The sequence below is a fragment of the Alcanivorax sp. HI0007 genome (assembly GCF_001635525.1).
Taxonomy (GTDB): Bacteria; Pseudomonadota; Gammaproteobacteria; order Pseudomonadales; family Alcanivoracaceae; genus Alcanivorax.
This window is the reverse complement of the sequence record NZ_LWEJ01000168.1, coordinates 1-17,881: the sequence shown is the minus strand read 5'-3', so window position 1 is coordinate 17,881 and position 17,881 is coordinate 1. Positions and strand designations below refer to the sequence as shown.

Here is a 17,881-nt window from a genome sequence, read left to right as displayed (position 1 = left end):
CTATCCAATCGAGCTTGTAGCTTGTAGCTTGTAGCTTGTAGCTTGTAGCTTGTAGCTTGTAGCTTGTAGCTTGTAGCTTGTAGCTTGTAGCTTGTAGCTTGTAGCTTGTAGCTTGTAGCTTGTAGCTTGTAGCTTGTAGCTTGTAGCTTGTAGCTTGTAGCTTGTAGCTTGTAGCTACCGAATCACGCTATCCCTCAATAACGCCCGCCAGTCAGACTCCGCTTCACCGGCGGACAGCGTCCACAACCAGTCACCGTTCTCATCCAGCGCCTCCAGCGCCGTGATCACCTGCCCATCACCGGGCTTGCGCAACCGCCACAGGCTCTGCATTTTTGCCATATCCAGCGACACCAGGGCACCGTTATGGACGAGATGACAATGGCTGTCTTGCCAGCGCGGTGACGACCAGGGTGCCGTCATGCACAGACGCACACCTTGATTGCCCACACACAGCGTGGTCGCCTCATCACGCCGCGAGGCTTCCGCCAGCACCGCCGGCAGGGTTTCCGGGCGTACCGGGCAGGCAAAGCTATCCCGCACCGAACGGTACAGAACCGACCGCTGGTTATCACAGCGCTGCAACAGGTGGGTGAAGTCCTCGTCATCGGCACTGCCGGCCCAGTCCCGCTCCAGCTGAGAGAGCGGCCCCAGTTCACCCGCCACCGCGCGGGGAAGACCGGCGGGCAAGTTCAGGGTTTGCTGATCGGGATGCAACATGGCGCAAACCAGCTCCTCGAATGCCAGACCTCCACTGTTCGGGGCCACCGCCATCTGTTGCAACGGTTGCCCCTGGCGATCAAAGAACACCAGACTGCGGGCGGGTAACGCACCGGTGGGCTCCAGAACCGCCAGCACCGAATGCCACTGGGACACCTGCAGACTTTGCCGTAACCGACAACGATCGCCCACCGATTCCAGCCACCATTCCCCTTCATGGAACGCCGGGTAATGCATGTTCTGGGAAACCCGGGAGCCACTGGTAAACGTCGTTACCACCAGTGAACCAAGTCGGTAGAGGGCCTTGAGAATGGCCAACGGTTCGTCCTGCAATCGTAAAACCCGATCACCGAGTGCGGCACCGCACTGACGAAGCAGAGGGGATGCCGCCGGCGCCGGGGACCACGCCATCACTGACATGCTGCCTCCAGATCGCCGCACCATCGATGCCTTGTCGACGGTGCTTGTTATTAGGTGTGGAAAGCTGGCGGCGGCTGGCGATCCACGTCAGGGAGAAAAGGGAGAGGCGTCTCGCAACGTACCTGAGACAACGAGACACTACCGCCCGACACGCACTGGGCGCCTCATTGCCCAAGGCATGATGCGTGCCTGATCACTTGGTAAGAATAAGCCGGTTATTGGACGTGCGGCGAAGCAGGTAACGCTCGCCGGCATGCTCGATCCAGAGTTTGCCCTGGTGGTTGAGCAGCAGACTGCTGGCAACACTGCTTTCTGCATTGATAGAAACCCGGCGGGTGGTGGCGGTGACGTTCTTCTTGAGCTGAGTCATGCTGGCCTCCTTGTCTGTACATGAGAATCATTATCATTATTGATTGGACAGCCGTCAATCCTCATTTTCGTTTTTCTGACCAGGGTCACAAACCCGGTCAGACATCCCCGCTCTATCCACGCCAAAACGCTTTTGACATGCCAAGCCCCTTGCTGTTTTCCTCGCCGGGCAGGTTTTTACGTTCCCCTATCGAAAGCCCTGCACAACCGCGCTAGACTGAAATCATGAATACCGCGATGGCACACCCCATGACCGAATCCCCCCAGGAACGTCTGGCCGCTATCCTGGATAGCCACCAGCCTTCCTCCGTTGTTACCGTCAGCCTCAACCCCATCCCCGTCGTCAGCCAATGGTGCAAGGACCACGACTGCACGCTGGTGGAAATCCAGGAGCAGGACCCCTTTGCGGCACTGGAAGAGATCGAACGGGTGGATATGGCCATCGTGGCCGACCAGCTGGAATACATGAGTCAGCGTGATGGCGAAGCCCTGATGGGCTTGCTGCGCAACCTGCACACGGACTCCATGGTGGCGGTATATCAGCCCAACCTGGCACCACAGAAATTGCGCTGGCCCAGCAACGGGTTTCTGGCACTGGGTTGCCGGGAGCAGGGACACTTCGCCCAGGAAGGTCGTGAGCTGAATATCTACAGCTACGATCTGGACAACTACAACTTTGAGCGCAAATGGAACAACCCGCGCTTCTGGGCCAACCCGGAAAACTGGGGCAAGTACTGGTGGTAAACCCACCACAGGTTATTCCGTAGGGTGCACTGAGCCTAAGGCTAACTGCACCCTACCTGCGGCCAACCCCATTACACGACCTTCCCACCGCAAGCCCGCAACGCCTATTCGCCCGCTTTCTCTGTGAACTGCGCGCCCGCTGTGGTGAAATAACGCCTTTCCCGCTGAACTTTCCAGCCTCAACTTTGCACTCGACATGATCAGCCAACGTTTTCGCGAAATTCTCTATTTCTGGTGGCGTAATCTCGGGCCCATTTTTCTGGTGACGGCCCCCTTTGCCCTGCTCACTGAAGCCAGCCAGTGGCTGTTTGGACCCAGCTTTGTGTTACCGGAAGAGGCTGGCGGGGCGCTGCAGTTCAGCGGCATCAGCCTGGCCATCGTGCTGCTCAGTCGTCCGCTGGCAGAAGGGACACTGATTGCCCAGCTGGCTGCGGCGCGCTCGGGCAAACCGGCGGGCCTGCTTCATTGTCTGGCCGCTGCCGTGCTGGTCTACCCCATGTTGCTGGCCACCTATGCCATCATGGCTGTTGGCGTCTCGCTGGGCTGGCTGGCGTTTTTCTTCCCGGCCCTGTGGGTCTACACGCGCCTGTGTTTTGCCCCGTTTCTGGTGGTTCTGAAACGCCGCAATCCCATCGATGCCCTGCGCCAATCCTTCGCCATGACACAAGACCAGCAGTGGCCTCTGCTGCTGATTCTGGTGCTGGTTTTCCTTGCCTTTGTGTTGATGAGCAGCATCCTGGCATCGCTGGTCACTGCCGTCGTCAGTCAACCCCAGGCGGCGGCGCTGCTGGTGGGCCTGCCGGTGAGTCTGATCAGCGCGCTGGTCAATGTGGCGGTGTTCCGCTACTGGGAAATGGCCCAGGACAACGTGACCCAGTAAACCCGCATCGGGTGGCGGTCCCGGTTTCAGGTTACCGTCACCCCTCCCGCACCCGCCGCAATAACTCCCGCAACCCCGACACCCGCCACTGACGTTTTGTCACCGACTTCGACCAAAGCCCCCATGGCATGCGGGCGTTTTGATGGCATACTGCCCTGAAGAATAAACCAACCGGGGATATGTCGTGCCACAACACACTATGCATCTGAGCTGGAACGCCCATGGCGAGGATCACTACCTCTGGCACCTGGCCGATGGCAACGAAGTCCGTGTGGTGGATGGCCATCATGGCCAGCAGGAATTCATGGAGCCGGAGGAGGCCTTTATCGCCGCCCTGGCCAGCTGTCACCTGCTGTCATTTCTCACCGAAGCGGCCCGCGACGGCCTGTCCGTAACCAGCTACGACGATGATCCCCAGGCGACCCTGGGCCAGAACGACCAGGCAATGATCTACGTGCGGCAGGTATTGCTGCAGCCGCTGGTCACTTTCAGTGGAGAACAACCGGACGCCGCCAAGATCCAGGCCCTCCACCAGCGCGCCCACGAGAAATGCTTTATTGCCCAGTCAGTGAAGAGTGAAGTGTTGATCGAGCCGAGAGGATGAATCAGCGACGAGCTTCCAGCTGCGACGCGGGCAAGACAGAGCGAATCGATTGAGCCCGGTTTTATGTAGGAGCTATGCTTGCATGGCGAACCGCACTTGCGCGGAAATCGCCCGTGGGGCGATCAGGAATATCAGCGCTCGACAGGTTTCAGAAGAATGACGGGCAGACATGGGGCCCGGTTCGCCATGCAAGCATAGCTCCTACAGCGGCTTCGTAGAGATGCCTATCCAACCGAGCGTAGCTCGCCCCTATTTCCGCTCGTAAACCACGAAGGAATAATCGTAGGGATTCGGTCCTTCTGCGGGAAAATCTTCCCGGCCGATCTCTTTCCATTCGGAGGTGTCGTACTCCGGAAACCAGGTATCGCCATCCACCTCGGCATGCACTTCGGTGAGATAGAGCCGGTCCGCTTGCGGCAGGGCCAGGGCATAGATCTCCGCCCCGCCCATCACCACGGCTTCGTCCTGCCCTTCGATGAAGGCCACGTTCTCCGCCAGTGTCACCGCCTCGTCCAGGGTCGCCACCACCTTGGCTCCCACCGCCTGAAAATCCGCTTGGCGAGTAATCACGATATTGGTACGACCAGGGAGCGGCTTGCCCAGGGAATCCCAGGTCTTGCGACCCATGATCACTGGCTTGCCAAAGGTGACCTGCTTGAAGTACTTGAGGTCGTTGGGCAGATACCAGGGCAGCTTGTTGTTACGCCCGATGACACGGTTACTGGCCTTGGCCACCATCAGGGAAAGTCGGATGGACATGAAAAAACTCTATAGTCTGACGCCGGACGTCTGAAGTCGGACGCAAGGATTTTAGTCGTCTGACGCCGGTCCTCCGACGTCAGACTCGTCTCAAATTGCCACCGGCGCCTTGATATGGGCGTGGGGCTCATAATCGCTCAGGGTGAAATCCTCGAAGGTGAAGGCAAACAGGTCCTTCACCGCCGGATTCAGGGTCATGGTGGGCAGCGAGCGCGGCTCCCGGGACAGCTGGGTATCCGCCTGCTCCAGGTGATTGGAATACAGATGCGCATCCCCCAGGGTGTGCACGAAATCACCGGGCTGCAGATCGCACACCTGCGCCATCATCAATGTCAGCAATGCATAGGAGGCAATGTTGAACGGCACGCCCAGGAAAATATCGCCGCTGCGCTGATACAGCTGACAGCTCAACTTGCCATCCGCCACATAGAACTGGAACAGACAGTGGCACGGCGGCAGTGCCTGCTTGCCGGCAGCCGCATTGTCCTTCGGGGAGATGGACGGATCCGGCAGCACCGCCGGGTTCCAGGCACTGACCACCAGACGACGGGAATCCGGATTGCGTTTGATCTCCGCCAGCACCTCGCTGATCTGATCAATGACACGGCCATCCTGGGTTTTCCAGCTGCGCCATTGTTCGCCATACACCGGGCCCAGCTCGCCGTCGGGCGTCGCCCACTCATCCCAGATGGACACCCCGTTTTCCTTCAGATAACGGATATTGGTGTCGCCGGACAGAAACCACAGCAGCTCGTGAATGATCGAGCGCAGATGCAGCTTCTTGGTAGTGACCATGGGAAACCCTTCACCCAGATCAAACCGCATCTGATGCCCGAACACCGCATAGGTGCCGGTGCCGGTACGGTCTTCCTTGAAGGTGCCATGCTCACGCACATGGCGCAGCAGATCGAGATATTGCTTCATGAACGACTCCGGGAAGGGGTAGCGGCGCGATCATCATGACGGTAGGCCCAGACCATCATGGCGGCACCGAGAAGTATCATCGGGATGCTCAGCAGCATTCCCATGGTCAGCCAGCCGCCGGCCAGATAACCCAGGTGGGCGTCCGGCTCACGGAAGAATTCCACGAAGGTGCGGCCCAGGCCATAGCCCACACCGAACAACCCGGTCACTGCCCCGGCGGGCCTTGGCTTGGCCGAATAGAACCACAGCACGATAAACAGCAGCACCCCTTCCAGCGCAAACTCATAGAGCTGGGAAGGATGGCGCGGCAGGCGATCCGGATCCGTGGGAAACACCATGGCCCAGGGCACGTCACTGGTGCGCCCCCACAGCTCCGCATTGATGAAGTTACCCAGCCGGCCGGTGGCCAGGCCGATCGGCACCATGGGTACCATGAAATCCGCCACCTGGAAAAACCGCTTGTTGGTCTTGCGGCCGAACAGCCAGAACGCTACCAGTACGCCGATGGCGCCACCGTGGAAGCTCATGCCGCCGTCCCACAGCTTGAACAGCCAGATCGGATCATCCAGGAACTTGCCGAAGTTATAGAACAGCACATAGCCCAGACGGCCACCCAGGATCACCCCCATGGCGCCGTAGAAGACCAGGTCTCCCACCTGGTCCTTGGTCCAGCCCGAGTTCGGCTGTTTGGCGCGATACACCCCCAGCAGCCAGGCGGCGGCAAAGCCGATCATGTACATCAGGCCGTACCAGTGCACCTTGAGGGGACCAATGGCAATCGCCACCGGATCAATCTGCGGAAATTCCATAATGCCTATCCCAAAACCAGCCTGAGGCCGATGATAAACAACACCACCGCGAACACCTTTTTCAGCATGGCTGAAGGCAGCCGGTGGCTGAGTCGCGCCGCCAGTCGGGCGAACGGAAAACTGGTGAGCACTATACCGGCTGTTGCCGGCAAAAACACATAGCCCAGCGCCCCTTCAGGGAGGCGGGTTTCCTGCCAACCGGCCACCGCAAACCCCAGGGTGCCGGCGACGGCAATGGGCAGGCCACAGGCGGACGCGATGGCCACCGCTTCCTGCATTCTCAGACGGCACCAGCTCAGAAACGGCACCGTCAACGAGCCGCCGCCAATACCGAAAATGGCAGAGCCGGTACCAATCAGCACCCCGGCCACACCCAGCCCCGCGGCACCGGGCACCCGCTCCGGCAGGTTCGCCTCCGGCGCCTTGCGGCCCGTCAGCGCCATCTGCAAGGCAATCACCATGGCAAAGAGACCGAACAACCGGGTCAGCAGTTCCCCTTTCATGGCATCGGCGATAAAGGCCCCGGCGAAGGCCCCCAGCACAATCCCCACGCCCAGCCGCAACACCACCGGCCAGCGCACAAAGCCCGCCTTGTGATGGGTGCGCACCGCGCTGATAGAGGTAATCATGATGGTGCTCAGGGAGGTGGCCACCGCCATCTTCGCCACCAGATCAGCAGGAAAACCAAGCCCGTGAAACAGGAAAATCAGCGCCGGCACGATGACCACGCCACCGCCCAGACCCAGCGCCCCGGCCAGCAGACCGGCGCCCACACCGACTCCCAGACAAATCAGAAACAGTTCCCACATTGGCCAGCCCTTAGCGCCGGTTCATAATCTCTACGCAAGGCAGGTATGCTAGCACGCTACATGTGTCACACGCTGGCGGGATTACCCTTCCCGTTGGAGCCTGGCTCGCAAGGCGAAGGCACCAACCCATCCCCCTGATTGACGGGCAAGTTTCATGTGCATTGTGCTTTTCGACTGGCAACCGGATTCCCCGACTCCCCTGCGGATGGCCGCCAACCGTGACGAATTCCACGCCCGCCCCGCCGAGCCCGCCCGCTGGCGCGGCGATATCTTCTGTGGCCTGGATCTGACCGCCGGCGGCACCTGGCTGGGCATCCACCGCAATGGTCGTATCGCCGTGGTCACCAACTACCGGGAACCCATTGCCGAACGGCAAACCGGCGAACGCTCACGGGGTCTGTTGCCGCTGGCCTTCCTGGAAGGCAACGACTCCCCGGAACGGTTCTGTCAGGCGCTGGCCGAAGAGCAACATCACTACGGCGCCTTCAACCTGCTGGTGGGCACCCCGGAGAGCCTCTGGTACATCGGCAACCGGGGAGCCCCACCCCAGGCGGTCACACCGGGCGTTCACGGCCTGTGTAACGGTCTGCTGGACGACCCCTGGCCCAAGGTGCAGCGGGCCAAACAAAGTCTGGCCAATGCTCTCACCGTCGACAGCAGCCCGGAACAGCTGATGGAGGTGGTCAACGATCACTACCAGCCACCGGACAGCGAACTGCCCGATACCGGCGTCGGCATGGAACTGGAACGTCTGGTGGCCCCGGTCTTTATCCAGTCCCCCGGCTACGGCACCCGGGCCAGCAGCGTGGCCGAACTGTACCGCCACAGCGATCCGATCATGCTGGAACAGGGCTGGTTGCCGGACGGGACGGCGGACGGGGCGCTACGGCGCAGCCACCCCTGACCGGACCGGTTATCGACCCAGCATCAGCCCCGCATAAAACCGCACCATGTGCGGGTATTGCTCACGGGGAAGACGTTCGTTGTGGCCGTGAAAGCGGGCCAGATCGTCCTGCCCCAGGGACACCGGCATAAACCGGAACACCTGATCTGAGAGAGACTGATAGTGACGGGCATCGGTGCCGGCAATCAGCAGGTAGGGCGCGACCACCGGCTGTTCCGGTAACGCCCGCGCCAGCGCCGCCAGGCGATCAAAGGTGGCAGAGGGAATCCCGGTGACCGGGGAAGGGTCGGACAGGAAGGCCCCCCTGGACGTGACGCTGATACTGTCCGGCAATGCTTTTTCCAAATAGGCCCGCAGACTGTCCCGGGTTTCTCCCGGCGCCAGCCGGAAATTCAGGGTGGCGCTGGCGGTGGCCGGCAGCACATTTTCCTTTACCCCGGCACTCAGCAAGGTGGGTGCCATGGTGGTACGCAGCAACGCGTTGGTTTCCGGTTTACCTTCCAGCTGACGCACAATCAGCGGCTCGAACAACCACAGATTGGCCAGCACCAGTCGTTTGGCAAAGGGCTGGTGCGGCGCGACCTGCTCCAGCATTTTGCGTGTCGGGCCACTCAGAGACGCCGGACGGGGATGGGTCTGCAGGTGGTCGATGGCCGCCGCCAGGTCACCGATGGCGGTTGTCTGCGGGGGGCGTGACGAATGCCCGGGCTCGGCCTCTGCCTGCAATTCCACCGTCATGTAGCCCTTCTCGGCAATGCCCATCAGCGCCACCGGACGATCCAGGCCCAGGGTGCTGCCCGGCAGCATCATGCCCCCCTCATCCAGAATCAGGGCAAAGCGCAGGCCCTGCTGTTCCAGCCAGGCGGCCATCTTCATCGCCCCCTCGCGCCCGCCGATTTCCTCATCGTGACCAAACGCCAGATAGACATCGCAGGCGGGCGTCTGGCCGGTTTTCAGCAAGGCCTCCGTGGCTTCCAGAATCGCCATCAGGCTGCCCTTGTCATCCAGGGCGCCGCGACCCCAGACAAAGTCGCCATCCACCACACCGGCAAACGGCGGATGCTGCCATTTTTCCGGGGATGACACCGGCACCACATCCTGATGGGCCAGCAACAACTGGGGTGGGCAGTCATTCTGGCTGTCCCAGTGATACAGCAGGCTATGGCCAAAGGGCTTCACAGAGAGGGTCTGGTGGGTCAACGGAAAACGGTCGCGGAGAAATCCATGGAACCCCACAAAGGCATCGGGCTGATCCGGCAGAGTCGGAAACCGCAGGGCCATTGCCAGCCGCTCCACCATGGCGTCCTCGTCCACGGCTTGCGTCAAATCGGGCAGTTCAGCAACCCGGCTGTCTGCCTGCGGCAATGTCAGGGTGTGATAGAGCAATACCGCGAGCAGGATAAGCACGGCCAGCGCCAGCAATTGCAGCAAGCGTTTCATATTCAGCCCTCATGTCTTGTTGTTATGGCTGGCGCGCTGTGTGGTCAGACCAGCGCCTTGCGATTACGCAGCAATTCGCCCAGCCCGGCCTTGTCCAGTTGCAGATCCACGTAGGCAGCGATGACCTCGCCGTTATCCATGGCCAGCACTTCGTTGAGCAGCTGACGGGTAAAGCTGGCTTTCACCTGGCGCACGGCGGCTTTCACCTTCAGCAGGTTGGAGGCATTCATGGACAACGCATTGACCCCCATGGCCATGAGCAACAATGCCGAGCCCACTTCCCCGGCCATTTCCCCGCAGACAGACACCGGCACGCCTTCCTCATGGGCCTGCTCAACCACATGCAAGATGGCGTGCAGCACCGCCGGGTGATAGGAGTTGTAAAGGGACGCCACCTGTCGGTTGTTGCGGTCCACCGCCAACAGGTACTGGGTCAGGTCGTTGGTGCCAATGGACAGGAAGTCCACCCGCTGGGCCAGCGCCCTGGCCTGGTAGACGGCAGCGGGCACTTCGATCATCACCCCCACCTGGGGCATGGGAATGTCCAGCCCTTCATCACGGACTTCCAGCCAGGCCCGGTGAATCAGGTGCTGCGCCTCTTCCGCTTCAATCACGCTGGTGACCATGGGCAGCATGATGCGCAGGTTGTCCAGGCCATCACTGGCCTTGAGCATGGCGCGCACCTGCACCATGAAAATTTCCGGATGATCCAGGGTGACACGGATCCCCCGCCAGCCCAGGAAGGGGTTTTCTTCCTCGATGGGGAAGTAGCTCAGTGACTTGTCGCCACCGATATCCAGGGTCCGCATGGTTACCGGATGCGGCGCGAAGGCAGCCAACTGCTCCCGGTAGATGACTCGCTGCTCTTCCTCGGAGGGAAAGCGATCGCGAACCATGAAGGGAATTTCCGTGCGGTACAGCCCGACGCCTTCAGCACCGCGCTCGATGGAGCGGTTGATGTCGGTCATCAGGCCGGTGTTCACCTGCAGGGGGATACGGACACCATCCAGGGTTTCCGCCGGCTCATCGCGCAGCTTTTCCAGGCCCGCCTGAAGATTGGCTTCCTCGGCGATGATTTCTTCGAACTGTTCCTTGAGCTCCGGCGAGGCATTGGCCACCACCCGGCCACGGAAACCATCAACGATGATTTCCTTGTCGTCCATTTGTTTCAGCGGCAGGTTCTGGGCGCCCACCACGGTGGGGATGCCCATGGCCCGGGCGACGATGGCCATGTGCGAGTTGCGCGAGCCCCGGGTCGTCACGATGCCGCGAATTCGCTCACGGGGGACTTCCATCAGCATGGGCGCGGAAATATCTTCACCCAGCAAAATGCAGTCATCCGGAAACACGATATGCCGGCGATTCTGGCTCTGCAGCTGCGCCAGCACCCGCCGCCCCAGATCGCGCACATCCGCCGCCCGTTCGCGCAGATAGGGGTCATCCATCATCTCGAAGTTGCGCACATGGGCATCCACCACAGTACGCAAGGCCCCCTGGGCCCACTGGCCCTCACGGATATGCACGATCACTTCGGCGGGCAGCGCATGCCGGTCCAGCATGCGCAGGTAGACATCAAACAGCGCCTGCTCTTCCGCACCCAGACTTTTCGAGGCGCGCTCGGCCAGGTCCCGCACTTCCTGACGCACCCGCACCAGCGCATCATCCAGGCGGGCAATTTCCGCGCTGACATCCTCCACCTGACGATCCGGCACAGCCGACAAATCCGCCGCCGGGAACAGCAGAACCCCGAAACCGATGGCCGCACCCGGGCAGCCCGGCAGACCATCATAAAAACTGGGCAGGTCCACCCCGCCCGCATCCAGCTGATCGAACAGCACCCCGGAGGCATGGGCGTGGGCAATCACCGCCGATAGCTGGGCGGAGATGGTAACCAGAAAGGCTTCTTCACTCTGGTCGAAACGGCGCACATCCCGCTGCTGCACCACCATCACCCCCAGCACCTTGCCATGGTGCATCACCGGCACACCGAGAAAAGCATGGAACGGATCTTCGCCGGTTTCCGCCAGGTAATGGAATTTGGGATGACTGAAAGCGTCTTCCAGGTTCACCGGCTCTTCGCGCAGGCCAACCTGGCCCACCAGACCCTCCGACAACCCCAGGCTCACGTGCCCCACCGCTTCCTGCTTGAGCCCCTCGGAAGCCATCAAGACATAACGCTGCTCTTCTTCGTTACGCAGATAAATGGAGCACACTTCGGTGCCCATGGCATCGCGGACCCGCTTTGCCATCAGGTTGAGCGCGGAAGGGATATCCGCCGCGTTGTTCACTTCCTGGACAATGCGGCGCAGGGTATCAAGCATTGGGGTTGTCTCCCGGTGACATCGGCTTTCTGTCCTGCTCCACCCGCTCGCCCTTCAGCGCCGGGGCCAGTTCACGCAGGGCACGGGCATAAACGCCCCGTTTGAAATGCACCACCTTGCGAATCGGGTACCAGTAATTCACCCAGCGCCAGGCCTTGAATTCCGGGCTCTCGCTGGCGAACAGATCAATCGCCTCATCTTCCGCCGTCAGGCGCAGCAAAAACCATTTCTGTCGCTGACCAATACAATGGGGGCGATTTCTCGGCCGACGCAGAAAGCGGCGCGGCAGACGATAGGTCAACCAGCCCTCCGTGCTGGCCACAATCTCAACGTGTTCAGGGCGGAGTCCGACCTCTTCTTCCAGCTCACGGAAAAGCGTTTCCTCCGGTGTTTCGCCGGGCATCATGCCCCCCTGGGGGAATTGCCAGGCATCGCGGTTACCCACCCGGCGACCCCAGAATACACGGCCATCCTGGCCGGCAATGATGATCCCGACGTTCAGCCGGAATCCCTTTTCATCAATAATGCCTGTCATGGTGTCTCTACGAGCCGACACACCATTGTCGACTCTGGCTCCTTGTTGACCCATTAAACCTTGCCGGGCAACCCGCAATCAATGCACAACCGTGCAACATCCGGTCCACAATCCACGATCCCCCTGCCGGCAAGGCCCCGAGCCATCCTGTCGCTCCCTATAACTTGTCATTCGCTTCGCATAAACTGTGCCGTTCACGTAAGGAGAGGCCATGACGCTCGCAATTTTCGACCTGGACAACACCCTGATCGCTGGCGATTCCGACCACCTGTGGGGGGACTGGCTGGTGGAAAAAGGCATTGTCGACCAGCAGCACTACAAGGAAACCAACGACCAGTTCTATGTGGATTACCAGAATGGTCGGCTGGACATCATGGCGTACCTGCGCTTTTCCCTGAAAGTGCTGGCCGAGCATGACATGGCCCAGCTTCACTTCTGGCGCGAGCAGTTTCTGGCGGAAACCCTGGATGCCATGTGGCTGCCCAAGGCAGAGGCCCTGCTGCAGAAGCACCGGGACCAGGGGCACACCCTGATGATCATCACCGCCACCAATGATTTCGTCACCGCACCGCTGGCGGACCGGCTGGGCGTGGACCACCTGATTGCCACCGTGGCGGAATGCAAGCGCGAACGCTACACCGGCAATGTGGCCGGCACTCCCAGCTATCGGGATGGCAAGGTGGAACGACTGGCGGAGTGGCTGCGCGCCAACGACGAAACGCTGACTGACAGCTGGTTCTATAGCGATTCCCACAACGACCTGCCGCTACTCAGAAAAGTCGACAACCCGGTGGCCGTGGATCCGGATGCCACCCTGGATCGGGAAGCGCGTGAGCAGGGTTGGCCAATCATCAGCCTGCGCTGAGACTGATACCAAGGGGAAGGGGAACCATGCGTTATTTTTTCGCCGTATTACTGGCACTGGTGTTGGCCGCTTGCGACAGCAACACACCGGAACCGGCGCCGAGCGAAGAGAGGGATACGTCCATCACCGAGGCGGAGATCCCCGCCAGTGACTGGCAGCAGAACGCCGACAAGGCCTTTCAGGACAGCGCCGCTGCGTGGCAGCAAGCCCTGCTTGATTTCACTGAGACCCGTGAACAGGCCCAGCTCGATGCGTTGCGCGATCGGCTTGAGGACTGGTATGCCGCCTTTGTGGATCACTACCTGCTTGCCGCCAGTCGCGCCTGCCAACTCAAGCAACAGGAATTGCTCAACCGCATGGACACCTGGCCCCTTTACCCCGGCTACCTGGATGCCCTGCCGGAATGGCCCGAGTCCGGCCTGATCAGTGATCCCTATCTGGAGATGACCCGAAAATCCCTGCGTGTCCAGCACGGCGCCACGGATGCCAGTGAAGCCAGCCTGGGCTTTGCCGCCTTGTTTGTGGCACTCAATGGCACGGGGGAGACCGCCAAGGCATTACCCCTGCTGGCTGGCGATGACGAGATTGCCCTGCGCCGCCGCCAATATCTGCAGCTGGCTGGCGAGCAACTACAGGCCGATGCCAAACTGCTGTCCGTGGTCGCCCCCCTGGATTCACCCTCCCTGAAATGCGGGCTGGAACATACCCTGGCCCGTACCGCCCACAAAGACAGCACCGATCTGGAAGCGGAAGGCCTGTTTATTCCGGCAACCGTGCGCGAAGTGAATGCAAAACGGTTGATGGAGGGTGTGCGTAATATGGATCAGACCACTCTGGAAGCCTGGGCAGAAAAAGCACCGGGGATTGAAGAAGCCATCGCCGCATCGAAGAAAGCCGGCAGCGAGGCGCTGCAGGAGTGGCTGAATCAGCCCTGAGCGAATAAAGCCTTTGCAGGAGCGGCGCTCGAGCCGCGAAGAAAAACGTTTCGCGAAACGAGTCACGAGGAGCGAAAACCTGGTCTCTCCGTCTTTCAGGTTTTGGTTTTCGAAACTCGCTTCTCGCAACTCGATACCGTGATAATCGCGCCGCCAGCGACGCTCCTACAGCCAATCACAGCAATAGGCGGAGAGATTCTCACGTCGGCAAGAATCACTACCCACAAAAAAGCCCGTCGGACTTTCACCCGGCGGGCTTTTTTTGTGCTGAACGCTACTTAGAAATTGTAGCGGCCAAACACACCGTAGGTATCACGGTCGCCACCCACAATAACGCGGGCGCCCAGATCCACCACCGGAGTCAGCTTGAACAGACCCTGGCCGTAAACCCCCAGATCATCATCGTACAGGTCCATGTAGGTCAGACCACCGGACAGCTCCAGCTGCTCGGTCGTCGCGTGACGCAGACCACCGCGCAATTCGAAACCGATTTCATCATCGGAATTGCCCGGATCAAAATCCCGGTCATCGTAAAGGATGTCGGCAGTGGTCACGAAGTCCAGACCCCGCTGCAGGGGGGTATGGAAACCGGCCCCGGCGGAAAGGCGAGTGCCATCCACGTCGCCGTCAGGGAACGGGCCACGGTCATAATCACCGTCAAAGAAACCCAGGCTACCGCGCAGGAAAATATGCTCATCCAGAGCGAATGAACCCTCAGCGGTCAGCGCGTCCACATCCACATCGTTATCCAGATCCCAGCGATCATAGGCCAGCTGGCCGTAGGTGTAGGAAAAGCCGTTATCGCGAACCATGGACGTCCGCTGCTCCGCCATGGCCGGTGCAGCAACAGCCAGGGCAATACCTGACACAAGCAAAGTTTTCTTAAACATAGAAAAGGTCCTCTCAATATTGATAAACGGCATCAATGTGCTCGCACTGTAGTGGCAATATGGAGTCTTAAGCGCGCGAGCAGTTCCGCCTTTTTGACAGTTTTATAAAAATTTTCAATGCCGGCACCGGGTTATAGCACGGGCTTGACCTTGGGGTTACCCTGAAGTTTGACAATCTGTGACAGCAGGCATGGTTCCATCCCCATCGCCCACGGAGACCCGGATGCAGACACAGAGGTTCGCGATTCAGGGCGCCAGCTGCCAGGGCTGCGTCCGCAAGATTCGCCAGTCGCTTGGCGCCCTCCCCGGCGTCGACGATGTGCAGGTGGATCTGGACACCCAGCAGGTGACCGTCACTGGCAACGCCGACAGCGCCGCCGTGCAGGCAGCCCTGTCCAGGGCCGGCTATGCTTGCGATACGCCGCCGCAGGAGGCTCCGCCCTCCCCCGCCAGCCGCGACCATGAGCAGCAGCTGGCCATCACCGGCGCCACCTGTGCGGCCTGTGTACGCACCATCGAAAACGCCCTGCGCCACACACCCGGCGTCACCCGGGCCCAAATGAATTTTGCCGATCGCACTGCCAGAGTCAGCGGCACTGCGGATACCCAATCCCTGATTGATGCTGTGGAGCGGGCGGGCTATGGCGCCAGTCCCGTGGACGACAACGATGAGGATGGCGCCCGCGAGCAGCAGGAACAGCGGCACTATCGTCAGTTACTCCGCCATATGTGGCTGGGCCTGGGGCTGGGTGTCCCGTTAATGGCCTGGGGGCTGCTGGGTGGCGACATGATGGTTCGCCCCGGCCAGACCAGCCAGTGGGCCTGGCTGGGGATCGGCCTGATGACCCTGGCGGTGCTGGCGACCGCAGGCCGCCATTTCTTTGTCGGTGCCTGGAAAGCGTTTCGCAATCACAACGCCAACATGGATACCCTGATCGCCCTGGGGACCGGCGCCGCCTGGGTCTATTCCATGGCCGTGGTCTTGATCCCCACCGCCCTGCCGGAAGCCGCCCGCCACGTGTACTTCGAAGCCAGCGCCATGATCATCGGCCTGATCAACCTGGGTCAGGCACTGGAAGTCCGTGCCCGGGGCAAAACCAGCGCGGCGGTAAAACGCCTGCTGGATCTGGGCGCCAAAACCGCCCGGGTAGTCCGCGATGGCCCGAATCAGGAAAAACGGGAAGAGGATATTCCCGTGGAGCAAGTGCAGACCGACGACATCCTGCGCGTGCGCCCCGGAGAGAAAATTGCCGTGGACGGTATCGTCGAGGAAGGGGAAAGCCGGCTGGATGAATCCATGCTCACCGGCGAACCCATGCCGGTGCGCAAGGCCATCGGTGATACGGTCAGCGCCGGCACCCTCAATGAAGGCGGCACCCTGCTCTACCGGGCCACCGCCGTGGGCAAGGACACCGCCCTGTCGCGGATCGTGGCGCTGGTAAAGAAAGCCCAGGGCAGCAAGCCGCCCATTGGGCGTCTGGCCGACCACGTCTCCGCCGTCTTCGTGCCTGCCATCATGCTGATCGCCGTGGTCGCTGCCCTGGCCTGGTTCAACCTGGGACCGGAGCCACGCATCACCCACATGCTGATCAGTGCCACCACGGTGCTGATCATTGCCTGCCCCTGCGCCCTGGGGCTGGCCACCCCCATGTCGGTCATGGTCGGCGTCGGCAAGGCCGCGGAACACGGCATTCTGATTCGTGAGGGGGACGCCCTGCAGACCAGCAGCAAGCTGGACACCATTGTGCTGGACAAGACCGGCACCATCACCGAAGGCAAACCGGCGCTCACCGAGATTCTCTGTGCCGAGGGCCAGCAGGAAGACACCCTGCTGCAACTGGCCGCCAGCCTGGAAAGCGGCTCCGAGCATCCATTGGCACGCGCCATCGTGGGAGCGGCGGAGCAGCGTGAAATCAGCCCGGACCGGGCCGACAATTTCCAGGCCCTCAACGGCAAGGGCGTCAGCGCCACCCTGAACGGCAAACACTACCGGCTCGGCAACCGCCGCTGGCTGGAAAGCGAAGGCATCACCGTCAGCCTGAACAGCGACTCGCTCACCGAGCGTGGCGCCACCCCCCTGTTCCTGGCCGAAGACAACACCCTGCTCGGCATCCTCGGCGTGGCCGACCGTATCAAGGAAGATTCCCGGGAGGCCATTGCCCGTCTGAAAGATCAGGGCCTCACCGTGGTGATGATGACCGGTGACATCCAGGCCAGCGCCGACGCCATCGCCAAACAGGTGGGCGTGGATCAGGTGATGGCGGAAGTGCTGCCTGAAGACAAGGCGAAAAAAGTGCAGTCTCTGCAGGAAGAGGGACGCATCGTGGCAATGGTGGGCGACGGCATCAACGATGCCCCGGCGCTGGCCCAAGCGGACGTAGGCTTTGCAATCGGTACCAGCACCGACGTGGCCATCGAATCCGCTGCCATCACCCTGATGGGCGGCTCCCTGCACGGCGTCGCCGATGCCATGGCAATCTCCGCCGCCACGGTACGCAACATCAAGCAGAACCTGTTCGGCGCCTTTATCTACAACAGCCTGGGCGTGCCCGTTGCCGCCGGGGCGCTCTACCCGCTCACCGGTAGCCTGCTCAGCCCGGTGATTGCCGGCGCCGCCATGTCGCTCAGCTCGGTGACCGTGGTCAGCAATGCCAACCGGTTGCGGCTGTTCAACCCTCAGCGAGGCAAGTCATGACACTGCTGATCAATCTTGCCGGCCTGTTGCTGATGATGGGGATCGTCTGGTGGTTCTGGCTGTCCAATTCCACTGGAAAAAGCCAGGCTGTCAGTGATCAAGACACCACCATTGTAGTCGCGGATGGCGTCTACAAGCCGGCCACCCTGCATGCCAGGGCCGGGGAGACTCTGACCCTGCACTTCGACCGACGGGATCCTTCCCCCTGCGCCGAGCAGGTGGTGTTCCACGGGCTCGACGTGAGCGAATTTCTGGAAACAG

Annotated in this window: 18 protein-coding genes; 8 read left to right on the top strand and 10 right to left on the bottom strand. The window is 61.0% G+C overall.

What is annotated here, in order from left to right:
* Positions 1-174: 174 nt before the first annotated feature.
* Positions 175-1,137, bottom strand: coding sequence for a ChuX/HutX family heme-like substrate-binding protein (locus A3714_RS08910; RefSeq protein ID WP_062815612.1), 963 nt, complete (start codon positions 1,135-1,137; stop codon positions 175-177).
* 193 nt (positions 1,138-1,330) lie between these two features.
* Positions 1,331-1,507: a hemin uptake protein HemP gene (gene hemP / locus A3714_RS08905; protein ID WP_062815611.1), complete on the bottom strand. Its 177-nt coding sequence runs from the start codon at positions 1,505-1,507 to the stop codon at positions 1,331-1,333.
* A gap of 248 nt (positions 1,508-1,755) precedes the next feature.
* Between hemP and A3714_RS08900 the strand changes: the two genes are divergently transcribed.
* The 3 genes from A3714_RS08900 to A3714_RS08890 all read left to right on the top strand — a co-directional run bounded on the left by A3714_RS08900 (position 1,756) and on the right by A3714_RS08890 (position 3,734).
* Positions 1,756-2,250 carry a DUF6231 family protein gene (locus tag A3714_RS08900; RefSeq protein ID WP_063525697.1) on the top strand — a complete coding sequence of 165 codons (495 nt, stop codon included), beginning with the start codon at positions 1,756-1,758 and terminating at the stop codon, positions 2,248-2,250.
* Between the two features lie 196 nt (positions 2,251-2,446).
* Positions 2,447-3,130: a hypothetical protein gene (locus A3714_RS08895; protein ID WP_063509020.1), complete on the top strand. Its 684-nt coding sequence runs from the start codon at positions 2,447-2,449 to the stop codon at positions 3,128-3,130.
* 184 nt (positions 3,131-3,314) lie between these two features.
* The gene (locus A3714_RS08890) at positions 3,315-3,734 is read left to right on the top strand and encodes an OsmC family protein (protein ID WP_231866028.1); all 420 of its coding nucleotides are present in this window, start codon (positions 3,315-3,317) and stop codon (positions 3,732-3,734) included.
* A gap of 249 nt (positions 3,735-3,983) precedes the next feature.
* Here A3714_RS08890 and A3714_RS08885 read toward each other — a convergent pair whose 3' ends face one another.
* The 4 genes from A3714_RS08885 to A3714_RS08870 all read right to left on the bottom strand — a co-directional run bounded on the left by A3714_RS08885 (position 3,984) and on the right by A3714_RS08870 (position 7,035).
* Positions 3,984-4,493 carry a dihydrofolate reductase gene (locus A3714_RS08885; RefSeq protein ID WP_063509019.1) on the bottom strand — a complete coding sequence of 170 codons (510 nt, stop codon included), beginning with the start codon at positions 4,491-4,493 and terminating at the stop codon, positions 3,984-3,986.
* 90 nt (positions 4,494-4,583) lie between these two features.
* Positions 4,584-5,417, bottom strand: coding sequence for a thymidylate synthase (locus A3714_RS08880; protein ID WP_063509018.1), 834 nt, complete (start codon positions 5,415-5,417; stop codon positions 4,584-4,586).
* Positions 5,414-6,226 (bottom strand): prolipoprotein diacylglyceryl transferase, encoded by an 813-nt coding sequence (gene lgt / locus A3714_RS08875; protein ID WP_063509017.1) that lies wholly within the window; start codon positions 6,224-6,226, stop codon positions 5,414-5,416. Before lgt ends, A3714_RS08880 begins: the two co-directional genes overlap by 4 nt.
* A gap of 5 nt (positions 6,227-6,231) precedes the next feature.
* A complete protein-coding gene (locus A3714_RS08870) occupies positions 6,232-7,035 on the bottom strand; it encodes a sulfite exporter TauE/SafE family protein (RefSeq protein WP_063509016.1) in 804 nt (267 codons plus the stop codon).
* Positions 7,036-7,189: 154 nt separating this feature from the next.
* On the opposite strand from A3714_RS08870, the gene A3714_RS08865 reads away from it, so the two are divergent.
* A complete protein-coding gene (locus tag A3714_RS08865; RefSeq protein WP_063525851.1) occupies positions 7,190-7,939 on the top strand; it encodes an NRDE family protein in 750 nt (249 codons plus the stop codon).
* A 9-nt stretch (positions 7,940-7,948) separates the two neighbouring features.
* On the opposite strand, the gene A3714_RS08860 is transcribed toward A3714_RS08865, so the two are convergent.
* Genes A3714_RS08860 through A3714_RS08850 form a run of 3 tightly spaced genes read right to left on the bottom strand, consistent with a single transcriptional unit; the run spans position 7,949 to position 12,235 of the window.
* Positions 7,949-9,379, bottom strand: a complete 1,431-nt coding sequence (locus tag A3714_RS08860) for a M20/M25/M40 family metallo-hydrolase (RefSeq protein ID WP_063509765.1) — start codon at positions 9,377-9,379, stop codon at positions 7,949-7,951.
* A gap of 44 nt (positions 9,380-9,423) precedes the next feature.
* Positions 9,424-11,700 carry a phosphoenolpyruvate--protein phosphotransferase gene (ptsP, locus tag A3714_RS08855; RefSeq protein WP_062815601.1) on the bottom strand — a complete coding sequence of 759 codons (2,277 nt, stop codon included), beginning with the start codon at positions 11,698-11,700 and terminating at the stop codon, positions 9,424-9,426.
* The gene (locus A3714_RS08850; protein ID WP_063509766.1) at positions 11,693-12,235 is read right to left on the bottom strand and encodes an RNA pyrophosphohydrolase; all 543 of its coding nucleotides are present in this window, start codon (positions 12,233-12,235) and stop codon (positions 11,693-11,695) included. Before A3714_RS08850 ends, ptsP begins: the two co-directional genes overlap by 8 nt.
* A gap of 211 nt (positions 12,236-12,446) precedes the next feature.
* Here A3714_RS08850 and A3714_RS08845 point away from each other — a divergent pair, with 211 nt between their 5' ends.
* On the top strand, positions 12,447-13,100 hold the full coding sequence (locus A3714_RS08845; protein WP_062815599.1) for an HAD family phosphatase: 654 nt from the start codon (positions 12,447-12,449) through the stop codon (positions 13,098-13,100).
* Positions 13,101-13,126: 26 nt separating this feature from the next.
* On the top strand, positions 13,127-14,035 hold the full coding sequence (locus A3714_RS08840) for a hypothetical protein (RefSeq protein WP_063509767.1): 909 nt from the start codon (positions 13,127-13,129) through the stop codon (positions 14,033-14,035).
* Positions 14,036-14,313: 278 nt separating this feature from the next.
* On the opposite strand, the gene A3714_RS08835 is transcribed toward A3714_RS08840, so the two are convergent.
* Positions 14,314-14,925: an outer membrane beta-barrel protein gene (locus tag A3714_RS08835; RefSeq protein WP_062815597.1), complete on the bottom strand. Its 612-nt coding sequence runs from the start codon at positions 14,923-14,925 to the stop codon at positions 14,314-14,316.
* 223 nt (positions 14,926-15,148) lie between these two features.
* Between A3714_RS08835 and A3714_RS08830 the strand changes: the two genes are divergently transcribed.
* Together A3714_RS08830 and A3714_RS08825 are read left to right on the top strand one after the other, a co-directional pair.
* The gene (locus A3714_RS08830; protein ID WP_063509768.1) at positions 15,149-17,620 is read left to right on the top strand and encodes a heavy metal translocating P-type ATPase; all 2,472 of its coding nucleotides are present in this window, start codon (positions 15,149-15,151) and stop codon (positions 17,618-17,620) included.
* Positions 17,617-17,881: cupredoxin domain-containing protein (locus A3714_RS08825; protein ID WP_063527172.1), on the top strand; the 265-nt coding region annotated here is incomplete at its 3' end. The genes A3714_RS08830 and A3714_RS08825, both read left to right, overlap by 4 nt.

What these genes read in the sequence shown, in the direction of transcription:
- A3714_RS08900 (WP_063525697.1), top strand. Translation starts at nt 1,756, where the DNA reads ATGACCGAATCCCCCCAGGAACGTCTGGCCGCTATCCTGGATAGCCAC.
- ptsP (WP_062815601.1), bottom strand. Translation starts at nt 11,700, where the DNA reads ATGCTTGATACCCTGCGCCGCATTGTCCAGGAAGTGAACAACGCGGCG.
- hemP (WP_062815611.1), bottom strand. Translation starts at nt 1,507, where the DNA reads ATGACTCAGCTCAAGAAGAACGTCACCGCCACCACCCGCCGGGTTTCT.
- A3714_RS08895 (WP_063509020.1), top strand. Translation starts at nt 2,447, where the DNA reads ATGATCAGCCAACGTTTTCGCGAAATTCTCTATTTCTGGTGGCGTAAT.
- A3714_RS08865 (WP_063525851.1), top strand. Translation starts at nt 7,190, where the DNA reads ATGTGCATTGTGCTTTTCGACTGGCAACCGGATTCCCCGACTCCCCTG.
- A3714_RS08840 (WP_063509767.1), top strand. Translation starts at nt 13,127, where the DNA reads ATGCGTTATTTTTTCGCCGTATTACTGGCACTGGTGTTGGCCGCTTGC.
- A3714_RS08870 (WP_063509016.1), bottom strand. Translation starts at nt 7,035, where the DNA reads ATGTGGGAACTGTTTCTGATTTGTCTGGGAGTCGGTGTGGGCGCCGGT.
- A3714_RS08885 (WP_063509019.1), bottom strand. Translation starts at nt 4,493, where the DNA reads ATGTCCATCCGACTTTCCCTGATGGTGGCCAAGGCCAGTAACCGTGTC.
- lgt (WP_063509017.1), bottom strand. Translation starts at nt 6,226, where the DNA reads ATGGAATTTCCGCAGATTGATCCGGTGGCGATTGCCATTGGTCCCCTC.
- A3714_RS08835 (WP_062815597.1), bottom strand. Translation starts at nt 14,925, where the DNA reads ATGTTTAAGAAAACTTTGCTTGTGTCAGGTATTGCCCTGGCTGTTGCT.
- A3714_RS08880 (WP_063509018.1), bottom strand. Translation starts at nt 5,417, where the DNA reads ATGAAGCAATATCTCGATCTGCTGCGCCATGTGCGTGAGCATGGCACC.
- A3714_RS08830 (WP_063509768.1), top strand. Translation starts at nt 15,149, where the DNA reads ATGCAGACACAGAGGTTCGCGATTCAGGGCGCCAGCTGCCAGGGCTGC.
- A3714_RS08860 (WP_063509765.1), bottom strand. Translation starts at nt 9,379, where the DNA reads ATGAAACGCTTGCTGCAATTGCTGGCGCTGGCCGTGCTTATCCTGCTC.
- A3714_RS08850 (WP_063509766.1), bottom strand. Translation starts at nt 12,235, where the DNA reads ATGACAGGCATTATTGATGAAAAGGGATTCCGGCTGAACGTCGGGATC.
- A3714_RS08845 (WP_062815599.1), top strand. Translation starts at nt 12,447, where the DNA reads ATGACGCTCGCAATTTTCGACCTGGACAACACCCTGATCGCTGGCGAT.
- A3714_RS08910 (WP_062815612.1), bottom strand. Translation starts at nt 1,137, where the DNA reads ATGTCAGTGATGGCGTGGTCCCCGGCGCCGGCGGCATCCCCTCTGCTT.